This is a genomic window from Aliivibrio finisterrensis (assembly GCF_008933155.1).
GTDB lineage: Bacteria > Pseudomonadota > Gammaproteobacteria > Enterobacterales > Vibrionaceae > Aliivibrio > Aliivibrio finisterrensis.
In genome coordinates this window covers 1-501 of the sequence record NZ_WBVP01000095.1, presented here as the reverse complement: position 1 = coordinate 501, position 501 = coordinate 1, and the positions used below count along the sequence as shown (strand labels likewise).

General features: G+C 48.3%; 1 protein-coding gene. It reads right to left on the bottom strand.

What is annotated here, in order from left to right; translation table 11 throughout:
* Nucleotides 1-501, bottom strand: a 501-nt coding sequence (locus F8B77_RS17710) for a hypothetical protein (protein WP_167512872.1), incomplete at both ends; no start/stop codon positions are given.

The following is a 501-nucleotide window of genomic DNA, read 5'->3' as shown; positions in this document are numbered from 1 at the left end:
TAGAATCTGGATCGCAGCCACCGTGGTCAACGATTGACTGTCCACCTGACCGTTTACTTCACTGAGGTTATTAGCATCAATACCAGTGACACCTACCACTACATAATCGGTCGCACTTGGCGCGGTTTGGGTATTATCAGCTGCGTAGTTTTGGATCACTGTTAGGCTATCGATAAGTGTTTGTATCGAGGCAACACTTGTTAGTGACTGACTGTCAACTTGTGCATTAATTTCCGCCAAGTTGTTGGCATCAATACCCGTGACGCCAAAGTCGGCATAATCACTCACCGATGGTGCAGGTTGCGTATTATCAGCCGCGTAGGTTCGTATCACATTGACGCTATTAGTTAGAGTCTGGATCGCAGCCACCGTGGTCAACGATTGACTGTCCACCTGACCGTTCACTTCACTGAGGCTATTGGCATCAATACCAGTGACACCAAAGTCGGCATAATCACTCACCGATGGTGCTGGTTGCGTATTATCGACCGCGTAGCTTTG